Origin of the sequence: Suipraeoptans intestinalis, assembly GCF_009696485.1 — a bacterium.
In the GTDB taxonomy this organism is placed as follows: Bacteria; Bacillota; Clostridia; order Lachnospirales; family Lachnospiraceae; genus Suipraeoptans; species Suipraeoptans intestinalis.
Window position 1 is genome coordinate 1,786,493 of record NZ_VULY01000018.1, and the last position, 14,574, is coordinate 1,801,066.

5 protein-coding genes are annotated in these 14,574 nt (G+C 48.3%); all 5 read left to right on the forward strand.

Annotation, left to right across the window (positions count from 1 at the left end; translation table 11 throughout):
* Positions 1 to 12: 12 nt before the first annotated feature.
* The 5 genes from FYJ34_RS09090 (at position 13) to FYJ34_RS09110 (ending at position 14,557) form a co-directional block, all read left to right on the forward strand.
* Entirely contained in the window at positions 13 to 555 is a 543-nt protein-coding gene (locus FYJ34_RS09090) for a glutathione peroxidase (RefSeq protein WP_154478037.1), read from the forward strand.
* Between the two features lie 15 nt (positions 556 to 570).
* Positions 571 to 1,047, forward strand: coding sequence for a MarR family winged helix-turn-helix transcriptional regulator (locus FYJ34_RS09095; protein ID WP_173017088.1), 477 nt, complete (start codon positions 571 to 573; stop codon positions 1,045 to 1,047).
* 393 nt (positions 1,048 to 1,440) lie between these two features.
* Positions 1,441 to 3,834 carry a G5 domain-containing protein gene (locus tag FYJ34_RS14220; RefSeq protein WP_154478039.1) on the forward strand — a complete coding sequence of 798 codons (2,394 nt, stop codon included), beginning with the start codon at positions 1,441 to 1,443 and terminating at the stop codon, positions 3,832 to 3,834.
* 119 nt (positions 3,835 to 3,953) lie between these two features.
* A complete protein-coding gene (locus FYJ34_RS09105; RefSeq protein ID WP_154478041.1) occupies positions 3,954 to 9,059 on the forward strand; it encodes a S8 family serine peptidase in 5,106 nt (1,701 codons plus the stop codon).
* A 38-nt stretch (positions 9,060 to 9,097) separates the two neighbouring features.
* The gene (locus tag FYJ34_RS09110; protein WP_173017089.1) at positions 9,098 to 14,557 is read left to right on the forward strand and encodes a S8 family serine peptidase; all 5,460 of its coding nucleotides are present in this window, start codon (positions 9,098 to 9,100) and stop codon (positions 14,555 to 14,557) included.
* Positions 14,558 to 14,574: the final 17 nt, after the last annotated feature.

The window sequence follows — 14,574 nt, forward strand, 5'->3', positions numbered from 1 at the left end:
GGAAGGATCGATATGAGTATTTATGAACAGACAGTCACAACGGCAGAGAATCAGGAGGTTTCACTGAAGGAGTATCAGGGCAAAGTCCTTTTAATTGTAAATACAGCGACAGGCTGCGGATTTACCCCACAATACAAGGAACTGGAGGCGATGTACGAAAAATTCCATGACAAAGGGCTGGAGATCATTGATATCCCCTGTAACCAGTTTGCGGGACAGACTCCGGGCACGGATGAAGAGATCCATGAATTCTGTACACTGAACTACAACACCCGGTTTCCCCAGATGAAGAAATCAGATGTCAACGGAGAGAAGGAGCTTCCTTTGTACACGTATCTGAAACAGGAGAAGGGCTTTGAAGGCTTTGGGAAAGGACCCAAGGCAATGATGATGAGCGCCATGTTAAAGACGATTGATAAAGATTATAAAAACAATCCGGCGATCAAATGGAATTTCACCAAGTTTCTGGTGGACAGAGAAGGCAAAGTGGTAGCGCGTTTTGAACCTACCTACGACATGAAAAAAGTGGAAGCGGCAGTGGAAGAACTGATCTAGCTGACAGGAGATCACATGAAAAAGCAGGACACATCAGAGAAAACAGGACAACAAAAAAAAGAGGATTCCCTGGTGGAAGAGGCATTGAAGCTGGAGCATCAGCTGTGCTTTCCCTTGTATGCGGCGGCAAGAAAAGTGACGGGGCTTTATACGCCTTTTTTAAAGCCGCTGAGACTGACTTACACTCAGTATCTCGTATTTCTGGTACTGTGGGAGAGGGATGGACTTTCGGTCAGTGAGATCGGAAAAAAGCTGAAGCTGGATAATGGGACGCTGACTCCTCTGCTGAAAAAAATGGAAGAACTGGGACATCTTGTCCGAAGGCGGAGCAGAGAGGATGAAAGAAGTGTGATTGTCTCGCTGACAGAGCAGGGACGAGAGCTGAAGGAGAAAGTCAGGGAAATTCCGGCCAAAGTGGGAAACTGCGTACAGCTGTCTGAGAAAGAGGCAGGGCAGTTGTACCATCTGCTGTATCAGATATTGGAAACATAGAAAAGCAGCCTGTTTTGGAAGTGTCTGGACGAGTCGGGAATCTGAAAGGATCTCTGGGAGTCGCACAACATCTCTGAGTGCAGATAGACAGGGTGTAAGAAAAAATACTTTCCGAGAGCGAAAACAGAGATACGGATAGTTTAAAAGAATATGTTTGAGGATTGAAAAAAGGGACAAGTCGATTTGGCTTGTCCCTTCGTCGATCTCAGGGAAGCCGTTTTTGTAAAAATAACTGCGTCATCAAATAAAAAATGCATTGACAAGCGAAAAGACTTTCGATACAATTTTATAGAAAATGAGAATCAGTATCAAAATAACAATTCCAGATTTACTGGATGCCGGGAGAAAGAACTTTCTGTCAGGCAAAAAAATCAACATCAGGGAGGAGACAAAGTGAAAAAAAGAAGTGTGTTTGCCGGGGTGCTGGCAGTGTCGGTGGCTGCCGGAAGTGTGGGATATGGGATGACTGCGGAGGCGGCAGAAAAAAGGAAAGAAATAAAGACGCTGGTGGAAACCAGGGGATATTATGCGGATCTGACAGTCCGGTATGAGGAAACCACCGGGCAGGTACTGGGGATTCTTGATAAGGGGGCTTCCAGGGAAGATGGAAGCTCGATCACCGGATATGATAAGGATCGTTGGACGTTGGCCTATGAGAAAAGTGTAGCCGCATTTCAGGGAAAAACGCTGGAAGAGATCCGGCAGATAGATATGGCAGACGCTACAAGCGGAGCGACCTTAAGTGGAGATGCTATAAAACGAGGTGTGATACAGGCGCTGGGACAAGAAACGCAGACGGGAGAAACCGGAAATTATCTGCAGCCGGTACAGGATACCAAGGGTTGGGATAAGGAAGTGACGTTTCCTTTGCATACGGAAACCGTTCCTGCCAACAGCAACTTTCAGGTAGCAAAGGAGTATATCACCCTGGAAGGGCAGGAAGAGAGAGAAACCTATTATGCCAATGAAAAGGGAACCTTTACCGGAACAGAATATATCCTGAAAAAAGCGAAGCCGGGACAGAAGCAAAGAATCGTGTTCCAGGACAAAAACGGCCTTTATCAGGACATTACCATTACACTGACGGTATCTCCTTCTGTAAAGCTGGAAGGGGGAAAACTGATCTCTGATACGGTGGATGTGTTGGCGCTGGTGGGAGATATTTCCAGTGTAAAAGTACAGGAAGCAGGGGCTTCGTACGGAGACAGCTATTATCCAAGAGCAGGGAAATATGTGTTCCGGGGAGATGGCTTTGTAAATGAAACCATCACGAAGAGTGGGGAGAAAAAGGTATTTGAACCGGGGAAGACCTACGACATTACCATTTTAACAGATGCATACAGCCCCCTGACGTTTTCTTATACGGCGACAGGAACGTCTCTTCCCAGAAAAAAGATTGCGGCAGACCAGATCAGGCTGGAGCCTGCGTCGGCTCCTTTTGCAGACCGGACGAAATTTGTGATAGACGGGAGTCAGGTACCTGATTCCAGATTTCAGGTAAAGGAGATCACAGGACCGGATGGACAAAAGGTACCCTTCCGATACGAGAGCACGGGAACCTACTTTTCCGAAAACAGCAATCTGTTTACCAGACCGGCGATAGGAGAATACAGACTGTTGCTGAAGGACGTATCGGAGACGTATGAGGACATTGAGAAAACATTTCAGGTTACACCGGTATTTTCCATGGAGAAAGATCAGATGGTATCTGCCAGTGAAACGTTTCCGGTGAGCAAGTACCTGGGAAAAACCTGGGGCAGCTATCCAAAAGTGAAAATAAGAGAAGCAGGGCAGCAGGAATTCAGGGAATACACCATTCAGGAAGCAGAAAAAATCGAAGAATCAAAGGATGGACTGTTTACGCCGGATGGCCGGATCCGCAAGACTTTGATGGAAAATGGAAAACTGTTGTTTGAACAGGGAAAAACCTATGAGATACAGATTGAAAACAGCTCTTACAGCAATCCACTGATCACCTACACACCGGAGGGAATCGAAACAGTGACCAAAGAAGAGGTTCTGGAGGAACTTCCGTTTAAGACAAAAGAGGTCAAGGACGACACCCTGTATGAGGGAGAAAAGAAAACGAAGCGCGAGGGAAAACCGGGCAAGCGCTTTCGCACTCGAACCTATACCATGGTAGATGGGCAAAAAGTAGGAGAAGAAGTGGTGTCGGAGGAACAGACGACCGAGCCCACAGACCGGGTGGTCCGCATCGGAACGAAGAAAAAACCCAAAGAGAAAGCCGGATGGAAGCAAGAGAAAGGCCTTTGGTATTATCGGAAGGCAGACGGGGAAAAGGCAACCGGATGGATTGAAGATGGGGGACAGTGGTATTTTCTGGGAAAAGACGGAGCCATGAAGACCGGTTGGGTAAAAGACGGAAGCAACTGGTATTACCTGGAGGGAAGCGGAGCCATGAAAACCGGCTGGGTAAAAGACGGAAGCAACTGGTATTATCTGGAAGGAAGCGGAGCCATGAAAACTGGCTGGGTAAAAGACGGAAGCAACTGGTATTACCTGGAGGGAAGCGGAGCCATGAAGACCGGCTGGATAAAAGACGGAGGCAATTGGTATTACCTGGAAGGAAGCGGAGCCATGAAGACCGGCTGGATAAAAGACGGAGGCAGCTGGTATTACCTGGAAGGAAGCGGAGCTATGAAAATCGGTTGGGTAAAAGACGGAAATAACTGGTACTATCTGGAAGGAAACGGGGCCATGGCTGCAAATCGCTGGATTGGCAATGATTATGTAAATGCTGCCGGAGTATGGGTGCGAAGCAGATAACGGATAGGGAAAAAGCACAGAGGCGAAAGAGAGCTTTTCTGTGCTTTTTTCCCGGAGAAAATCAACAGGGAGGAAAGCAGGAGCCGTCTTAAAATGACGGAAATCCCGCAAAAAGGAACATGAAGAAGAAAGGAAAAGGCTGGGGGATCCTGGTGGCAGTAGTTTTGCTGCTTCTGGGGATGCCTGTCCGGACAAAGGCGGCACAGCCGGGATATCTGGTCATATTAAAGGAGACGCAGGATCCGGCGGGGCAGATGCATACATTTTTAGAGAAGCTTCAACAGATGGGGGTAGAAAAGCCGGAGGAAGAATACAGCGTCCTGTTTTCCGGATGCAAGCTGCGGTTGAGCCGGTCAGAGGCGGAAGAGATATCCGGATTTCCGGAGGTGGAACAGATCAGCCAGGAGAAGCTTTACCAGGAAGAAGAGCTGAAAAAGAAAGCCAGAAGGAGAGCGCGGGATGCGGCAAGCAACCTGTTGATCGCAAAAAACAGGATTCCCGGTGAATATGACGGCAGAGGGATGCTGATTGCAGTGATCGACTCCGGAGCAGATGTACAGCATCCGGATTTTCGCTTGGATAAAGACGTGAAAGGAAAGCTTGGCAGGGAACAGGCAGAGACCCTGATCAAAGAAAAGGGATTGTCCGGAAAATACGTTAGTGAGAAGATTCCCTTTGCTTATGACTATGCCTCCGGAACGACAGAGGTGAAAGAAAATAAAAAAGAATCCCATGGCATGCATGTGGCAGGGATCATTGGGGCAAACCCGGAAGCGGAAACAAAAGCCAGGGCAAAAGGCGTTGCGCCAAATACGCAGTTGGCTATCATGAAGGTGTTTGGGAAAAAGAAGGGAGCAGAGTCCTCTTCGTATATCAGGGCGCTAGAGGATGCGGTGCTTCTGGGAGCGGATGGAGTCAACATGAGCCTGGGAACAGGCGGAGGGGCTCTGGCCTTGCAGGATCCCGCAGTGGAACGGGCGATCCTGGCGGCAAGAAAAAGGGGAATTCCCGTGGCGATCGCCGGAGGAAATGACGGATATTTCGGATGGGGTGTAAAGCAGCCGGATATCCGGTTCCCGGACTACGGAGTGACGGCTATGCCGGGGGTGGACCCAAACGCTCTGACAGTTGCATCTTTGGAAAATACTACGGCATACGAGTCCTATCTGGAGGTAAAGGGAGAGGACCGGGCAATCATTCATGGAAATGTATACAACGAAGAAAGACATGCAAACAAGGAACAGCTGTACCGGGAATATCGGGAAGTGGTAGATGCAGGTCTGGGGAGAAAGGAGGATGTGGCGGGGCTTTCCCTGGAGGGGAAGATCGCATTGATCGCCAGAGGAAAGATTCCTTTTCGAGAAAAGATCGCCAATGCAAAAGAAAAAGGAGCCGATTTTATACTGATCTACAATACACAGGAAGAAGGTGGCAGCCTGGTAGGCATGGACGTAGAACAGAATCCGGTAGTATCTTCCATGATCTCCTATGAGGATGGAAGGTATTTAAAAGAGCATCCCGGCAAATGGCTGCGTCTGTCTTCCGAGGTGATCGAGACCCAGAATCCGGCGAAAGGGAAGCTGTCGGAGTTCAGCAGCTGGGGAATCAGTGCGGAGGGCGGACTAAAACCGGATATTACCGCTCCGGGAGGAAACATTTATTCCACGCTGAATGATGCGACCTATGGGGTGATGTCCGGGACCAGCATGGCATCTCCGCATGTGGCAGGAGCTTTGGCTGTTTTGTCCAGAAGAGTGGCAGAGCAGTACCCGGAAAAAACGGCAGAAGAGAAGCAGATGTTTCTAAAAAACCTTCTGATGAACACAGCGGTTCCGCACCAAAACAAAGAAGGGATCCTGTCTTCCCCAAGACAGCAGGGGGCAGGCGTGCTGAATCTGTACAATGCCCTGTATACACCGGTCATTGCCTATGGAGAAAAGGGCGTAGGGAGTCTTGCGCTGGGAAATCTCAAGGACAAAGCCGACATCCGGGTTACGTTGGAAAACATCTCAGACAGAGAAGTGCATTACAAGGCGAAAGTCTATCTGACGACGGATTCTGTAAAGGACGGAAGATTTTCCATGACGCCGGTGAAACTGGGAGAGATAGATGCAGGAGCGTATCAGGTAAAGCCGGGGGAAAAGGCAGTGATCCAAAAGGAGATCGACCTGACGGCGTTGCCGTTTCCGCAGACGCCAAACGGCAACTATCTGGATGGATTTTTGTTGCTGGAATCAGAGGAAGACACGGCGATCAGCATTCCTTTTTCCGGATTTGTGGGAGACTGGGATAATTTGGCGGTGCTGGAGCCTTCCGTTTACCAGCTGCTACGGGAGGGGAAAACGCCCTTGTATGTAGAAGACAAAAAAGAAGAAAAAGAGTCGAAGGACTATGGGGCGCCGGAGTATCTGTTTACCCATCTGTCTACCATGGCGGACGGGGAGTTCCTGGTGTTGGGAAGAGGGAAAGGTGCGCATCCGACGCCCTTCTATGAGGATTCTCATCTGGCAATCTCCCCTAATGGAGACGGAAGGAATGATTATGCCCGATTTTATGGGATGTTCCTGAGATCCTATCAGGATATGCAGGTGGAGGTGTATGCAGAGGGAGAAGCGCAGCCGCTGTATCGAAGCAACCAGGGAAAAAAAGGCATTAAAAACTATTTTGGGAATAATCCGGATAATAAAAAAGTAACCTCCGGCGCAGATTGGAGATGGGACGGAACGATAGTCGGAAGCGGACAAAAGGCGCCGGATGGAAAGTATCTGTTCCGGGTGCAGGTAAGACCTCTGTCAAAGGCGGCAGATCTGCAGACATTGACATTTCCCTTGATAGTAGACACGGTCATGCCGGAAATAGAAAAAAGCCGGTATGAGGAAAAAACAAGGACCTTTACCATAGAAAAGATCAAAGAAGAGCTGTCGGGCGTCAGAAGTGTAAAGGTGTTTTTTGAAAAAGACGGAAAAAAGAACTGGATACCGACAGAAGAAAAAGAGGGAAGATACAGTTGCACTCTTCCTCAGGAAACGACAGAAAAGGAAGCATACCTGAGGGTGGAAGACTGGGCCAATAATGTTTATGAGTATCCCATAGAAGATTCTATACGTGACGATGCCACAGGGCAGATCCTGATCCGGACGGCCCTGCAGGGAAAGGGAAAGATTCCCGCCTATGAGGTGACGATCTATGACAAAGACGGCCGGAAGGCAGACGGACATCGACTGAAAAAAGGGGAAACCTACAAGGTGGTTACGACGGTAAAGGATGACCAGTACAGAGTGCTGGAGGCGGGAGAAGAAGAGGTAACCATACCAGAAGAGGCTCCTACCGTCATATTGAAACGGACATTTCAAAAAATCAGATACTTCACGGTGCGGGCATATGTGCATGGAATCCAGAAGGCAGAAGGAAAAGAGAGCTATACAGGTCCTATCCGGTTAAAGCTGATCCATCAGGATACCAAAAAAGAGATCTATCTGGAACAGGATACGGAATCCTCACTGATCACCAATCTGTATCATGGGAAGGTGACGGAGGGAGACTACCGGCTGGAGGCGGAAGAGGTAGCAGCCGGCTGGCAGGCAAGAATAGAAAAAAATCCCATCCACATAGAGGAAAAACAAGGCTATCTGGGAGACGTAAGTGTGCGCGTATATTATGAGAAAGAGGGGACGCCTGAGCCTGATCCGCCGGTAACGCCGGGAGACAGACCGGGAAAGATCTGGCTGTGGCCGTCTGCATACAACAGGTTCCATCAGTATTCTGCCGAAAATCCTATTTTGTTTACCTTTACCAACACGGAGACGAAAGAAGTGATCACCCACAGCTATGGCGGGAACAAAGATTATCTGGTAAAGGTTCCTTACGGAACCTACCGGGTAGAGGCCAGGGTAAAGGGGTATTGGATGAAGCTGGAAGTGGTAGAAGAGAACCAGATCCGGGTGGATAAAAGTATGGATCATGAAACGGCAGTCTTTACCTTTCAGGAAGGGGAAGCGCCGACACCACAGCCGGATCCAGATCCGGATCCAAACCCAAAGCCTCAAAAACAGGGAAAGGTTTGGATACAGCCGGCATTTTCCAATGAATATACCGGATATACAAGGGAACAGCCTATTTCCTTTGTCTTTACGGAGATCCGGACGAAACAGACCATTACACATACCTACGGGCAGTCAAAGGACTATCTGGTGACCCTTCCCTACGGGGTCTATCAGGTGGATGCAAAGGTGGACGGCTATGTGTTTCGGATGGAATCGGGAGAAAACGGACAGATTCGCGTGGATGATACGACCTTGGATCATGAAACCGTGTTGTTTTCCTTTCAGAAAAAGCAGGAGCCGCAGCCGGAAACCGGAACTGTCAGGCTGTCAGAGCATGAAACCAATGCATATAGGTCCTGGGAGAAACCGATCTGTCTTGTGTTTAAAAATCTTCAAAGTCAGGAGGAAACCGAGTATCTTTACCGGGGAGGAAAGGGAGAACAGCAAAAGCTTTCCCGGGGAACTTACCAGATAGCGTTAAAAGAAAAAGGGGAATGGAAGCTGACAATCTATCAAAAGATTCCGAAATCTAAAGTCTCGGCAGAAGCGGATAATTCCGGGATCCGAAAAGAGGATGGAAGGGCACAAGAAGGTCCGGAAACGTTGGAATATGAGGAAGGACAGCCGGAGGATCTGAAACCGGCAGAAGAACAGGGCAGAGCAGAGACGGCAGAAAAGGCAGGGACACAGGGGAAAGCCCCGGAAGGAACAGAGATCATTGACAAGCCGTCGGAAGATCAGACGGCGGAAGCCACATGGAAGATAGCCGAAGACGGGAAGATCGTAGTGGAAAAAGATACGGAAACGGAAGTGTATCTTGCATTTATAAAAGAAACAAAGCCGGATGTTCCGATCCAGCCGGACACTCCGATCCAGCCGGATGCCCCGGTCCAGCCGGATACTCCGATCCAGCCGGATACCTCGACGCAGCCGGGGACACCGGAGATCTTAGCAGGAAAAAACAGCGAGACAAATGCCAAAGCAACAGAAGAAGCAGCCGGAAAAAGGAAGGAGGGAGAAGGAGGAAGAGAAGGATCAGAGAATCGGAAAAAGGCGGCAAAGACCTACGGGGAGAGACCAAAAAGGCAGTATCTGGTAGTGCTTTTGGGGAGCGGTATGTTTGTAGCAATGCTTTTCTTGCAAAGGAAGAATGTCCGGAAAGAAAGGCAAGGGAAGGGATAAGAGGCAGATGTATGCCGAAAAAAAGGAGAGGTGAAGTTGTGAAAATCAAAAGAATCGTGTGCTGGGGATTAGCGGTTGTAATGGGAGTGTCTTTGGCGGTTCCAACGTCTGTAAGAGCAGCAGAGAAGGAAAAGAACCAGGGAAGAGCAGAAGTAAAAGAAGCCTCTGTCAATTTAACAAAACTGGAAGAGCAGACGAAAGGAAAGATCGACGAAAAAGAAGAGGTAGAAATTTTTGTCAGACTGGAGGAGAAAGCTTTTACAAAGGAGGCAGAAGAGGGGGATTTCGATCTGACGACGGAGGAAGGCAGAAAAAAGAAAAGTGCGTATGGGGATAGGATCAATCAGCAAATGGTCCAACGACTGGAAAAAAGACTGAAACCCTTCCAGGTGCTGTACACGCTGGATCTTTTGTCCGTCGGATTTCGGGCAAAAACTACTTATGAAAACGCAAAAGAAATTGCAAAAATGAAAGAAGTACGCCATATAGAAATTGCCTCCCAGTATAAAGCGGCAAAGGGCGGAAAAAAGGCAGCCAGAGCCAAGAATAGAATGGCAAACAGTCTGATCACCATAGAATCTTCACAGATTTATTCAAAATATTCAGGAAAGAACCAGATCATAGCCATTGTGGACAGCGGAGCGGATGTAGAACACAAGGCCTTTCAGATTCCGGAAGGATTCAGCGGAAAACTGACGAAAGAAAAAGTGGATCAGTTTCTGAAGGGAAAGCAAAAGAACCGGGGAGGATATATTAACGCAAAATTCCCCTACGTTTGCAACTATGCAGACGGGGGAGGAACCAATGTCAAGACCAAGATAGACCACGGACAGCACATTGCAGGCATCATCGGAGCCACGGAAATCAGGATGCCGGACAAAAATGCGACAAAGGCGCGGGGAATCGCACCGGATGCACAGCTTTTGATCATGAATATTGCCACAGAAGATGATGAGCTGATCAAAAATTATACTCCGGCGATCGAAGATGCTGTGAAGCTGGGAGCCACGGCGGTCAACCTGTCTTTGGGAGAGTATGCCGGAAAGGTGACAAATGCAAATCGGGAGATGGGAGAAGTCATAAAGACGGCAGGAGAAGCAGGGTGTATTTTGGCGATGGCGGCCGGGAACGAAGGGGCGGTGGGAAGTCTGGATCACTTAAAACCCAGCGTATTCAATCCGGATTACAGCACAGTCGATACGCCTGCGGTAGCGGACAAAAGTTTTGCGGTAGCATCGGTGGAGAACAGTGTATCTTATGGAGGACAGATCTGCCTTTACACAGATGATGCCACCGTACATAAAAGACAGTATTCGTATGCGTTTAATTCCAATTCAAACAGACTTGCACTGGGGGATGAAAAATATGATCTGACGCAGTTATCCGGAGAAGATATGAAGACGCTGGCAACAGGAGGAGCAGCGCCGGATACGGTGCAGGGAAAAATGGTTCTGCTGGAAAAGTCGGCGCAGGTAAATGCGGCGTCTGTGCGGAAATTAAAACACAAGGGCGCAAAGGGAATCCTGGTTTACAATGACGAAGAAGGCGGGAATGAACAGTTCCAGCTGTTTATTGCTGTGTATGAAGGATTCCCCATCGTAAAAGTATCCAGAGCTGCGGGAGAGTCCATGCTGGAAGAGATCAAGGGATATTCTGCAGGCGTAAAGATCAGCTTTCCGGACGAGGTCTTTGATATTGTAAAAGCAGATGGAGGCGGGATCTCTGATTTTTCCAGCTGGGGGCTTTCAGACGAAGGAACATTTAAGCCGGAAATCACAGCGCCGGGAGGGGATATCTATTCCACGGTGTTTCAGAACGAATACGGATTTAAAAGCGGAACGTCCATGGCCACTCCACATGTGGCAGCCGGATTTGCACTGATCAAACAGCGTGTGGACGAAGAGTTTCCGGATCTGAGTCAGACAGAGAGAGTCAGCCTGACAAAGCAGATCTTAATGAGCACAGCAGAGCCAAAAGCCATGGCAGAAGAAGGGAAGGAAAGTGTATTGGTTTCTCCCAGACATCAGGGCGCAGGCGTTATGAAGCTGCAAAAAGCAGTGAACACCAAGGTGGTCGTGTCAAACACGGAAAAAGACAGCCGAAACTGCTCTGTGATCTTAAAGGATGTGGGAGAAAAGTTTGACTTTGGGGTTCGGCTGGAAAATCTTTCCCAGGAGCCGTTAAAGTATCGTGGAAAAATTTATGTAAATACAGATCAGACGGCAGAAGGAAAGTTTACCTTAAAGCCTAAAAAGCTGTATGAGAAAGAACTGGAGGAGGTAGAGATTCCGGCGAAAAATACGAAGGATGTTGCTGTTTCGGTAGATATTGGTCCGTATGCGGCAGATCTGAGTGCGGAAATGCCCAATGGATATTTTGTAGAAGGCTTTGTGGTATTTGAAGATGTGACAGGAAAGGAAGCGACGGTCTCCATACCATTTGCCGGATTCAAAGGGAGCTGGGAGGAACTGCCGGTTCTGGAGCCGGCTATTTATGACAGGGTGTATGACGATGGACAAAAGAAACCGTTCTGGTATGATCCGATCCTGGGACCGGCAGAGTTTACACATTTTAAAACGAACCTGGATCAAAAAGAGATCATTGCAGGGACAAAGGGAACGTTTGACATAAAGGAACGGGAGTTTCTTCCGCTGACGTTGTCCCCCAATCAGGATGGAAAAGGAGATTTTCTGCAGTTTTACGGAATCTTCCTGAGAAATTACGTAGATCCGGAGTTCTATCTTTGTGAAGCGGAAGGAGAAACAGCGGGAAAAGAACTGGAGAAGTTAAGCCACTATACCCAGCAAAATACGCCTTATGATCTGGGATATAAAGCTTGCGTTAGGCCGACGATACCGGGTCTGGTTTTAGCGGACACACACAATACCTGGAAATTTTCAGGGGTAAAGAAAACGGGAGAAGCCTACGAAGACGGGACTTATTTTTTGAAATTCAAGGCAAAGGCAAGCGGAACAAAGAAGGACGGAAGTGCATATAAAGAGCAGGAATATGCATATAAAGTGATCCTGGATACCAAGGCGCCGGAGATCGTAGATCTGAGTCATGCGGATGGGACGTGGACTTTCCGAATAAAAGAAGAGGGATCCGGAATTCAGGAGCTAAAGCTGTTCTATCAGCAGAACGGGAAACGAAAAGAGCTGAATTATGAAAAGAAGGCAGACGGGTATGCGGTAAAACTTCCGGAGGGAGTCTATCCGGAAAGTGTGGAGTTGTCGGTCACAGACAACGGATTTAACAGTGTCACAGACAGCCTGCATCATCTGGCGCACAAAGAAGAGGGGATGGGAGAAGTTAAGATCCATCCTACGCTGGAAGGAGGAGGGATGCCAAGGTTTGAGTACCGGATCCTGCGAAAGGAAAATCCGCAGATCGAGATGATCCGAAAAGACAGGCTGCCAGAGGGAGAGTACATTTTACAGGCGCAGGCCATCACTCCCTTTAAGCTGGTGGACAAGAGCGGAGGAGTTGCCAAGCTTGTCAATACACAGGATATCCCGTTTTCTATAAAGCAGGGAGAAACGACGCAGGTAGATCTGGTATTCCGGGAGCTGAAAGCAGGAGAGATCAAACTGAAGCTGGAGGAAGCCAGCAAAACGCGCTATCCCAATTATAAGGATCTGACAGTATGGGCAGTGGATGTGAAAGACGGAGACACAAAATATCGTCTGGAAAGAAATGACGCCAAAAATACATTTGAGTTGGAACAGGTACCTTATGGAACATACCGGATTGAAATAGAAAATCTGGCGGAAGGATTTGCCGGGGTAGTCAAGCGTTACGGAGCGAAAAAAGAGACGATAGATGTGAATTCCTTATATATGTGGGGGATGGAGCTGGCCATCGAAGCAGAACAAAAAAGTGATTATCAGATCATACCGGAAACCGTATTTGAAGACGGATCCATGCACACAGTTTCCTATGAATTTTTGCATGTGGAGAAAAAACAAAAGCATGGGAAAAATGAACTGACCACAGGAGAGTACGAAGTATATCCGGTCCGCATACCGGACGGATATCAGGCAGAGCCCGAAAAAGCAAGCGTCGTCCTGCGGGAAGATCAGAAAGTACAGACCGTTCGGTTTGTTTTCAAGAAAAAGAAGCATCCTTCAGAAGATCCCAAAATCGGAAAGGGTGTATTTTTCAAGATAAAGACGGGCGATCCTCAACTGGATCTGGGAGAGAAGCTGCTGATCAAGCTATACCAAAATGGCGAAGAGAAGTACAGTTGTACCTATGATCCGTCGAAGAAGCATGTGCGTCCATTCATAGGAGAGGTGGCGATGGGAACCTATACGATTCAGGTGGAACAGCTGCCAAAGGGAATCGTTGTGGAAGGAACTCCTTCTGTTGAAATAAAAGATCCTGACCAATATCAGGAGGCAGAGGTAAAGCTGGTGTGCCCCATTACGGAAGTGATGCCCATATATATTGAAACGGGAGTAGAAGAAAATCCCATAGAGGATGAGTGGACAGAGGCGATTCCGCAATATGTCACCGTATGGACCGATGTGATGGAAAAGGGAGAAAGAAAGCCGTTTCACAAGGTGACGCCTGAATGGATCGAGTTTGAAAAAAATTATCAGGCGGATAAGACAGGAACTTATCACATCCGGGGAAAACTGACTACGTTGGAAAACGACGGGTTGAGCAATCCAAAACAGCTTCAGGCAGATTTGGAAATCCGGGTGAAAGAGGGAAAATCGGCGCCGGTGCAGCTTACGAAATTAAAGTATTTGGAGTCTGAGGCAGAACAGGTGCGGGCCGGCGGAAGATATACCGGCGCATCTGCAGAGGAGAAAAGAAAAGCGTATGATGATGCGATTCGGGAAGCAGAAGAACTGTTGAAAAAGGAAGAGAAGGATCAGACGGCTGTCGATGCGCTTGCAGAACGGATCGAACTGGCCAAAAAGGAACTGGATGGAGAACTCCAGAAGGAATTATCAGAAACAGGGAAATCCCTGGAAAAAATGGTGAAGGAGGCGGAAGCCGTCAGAGAAACGGAGGCGTATATTTATGCAGAAAAAGCCTTGCAGACAGCGTATGAAAAAGCGATCCAGGAAGGGGAGGCGGCTTTAAAACAAGGAGGAGACGATCAACAGATGTTGTCGATCCTTTTGAAGATCACAGCTGCCAAAAACGGACTGAACGGGAAAAAACCGGAACCGGAGCCAAAGCCGGAGCCTAAACCAGAGCCTAAACCGGAGCCAAAGCCGGAGCCTAAACCGGAGCCTAACCCCAATCCAGGGACAGAGGTGAAGCCGGGAGAGACGGTACAGCCTACAGAACAGCCAAAGGAGAAAAACAAAAAGACAGAAAAGGAAATCCCCGCAGGGCCTACAGAGCTAACACACAAAAAGAAAGGAGTGAAAACAGGGGACAGAGACGCTGTTGCAGGAAATCTGGCACTTTTTATACTGTCAGGTATCGGAGCGGTTTTCGGATGGTCAAAAAGAAAAAAGAAGGAGGAACGGTTGTAACCATAAAATATTAGCAC

Excerpts from the sequence above, each read along its gene's own strand:
- FYJ34_RS09095 (WP_173017088.1), top strand. The coding sequence starts at position 571 with ATGAAAAAGCAGGACACATCAGAGAAAACAGGACAACAAAAAAAAGAG.
- FYJ34_RS09090 (WP_154478037.1), top strand. The coding sequence starts at position 13 with ATGAGTATTTATGAACAGACAGTCACAACGGCAGAGAATCAGGAGGTT.
- FYJ34_RS09105 (WP_154478041.1), top strand. The coding sequence starts at position 3,954 with ATGAAGAAGAAAGGAAAAGGCTGGGGGATCCTGGTGGCAGTAGTTTTG.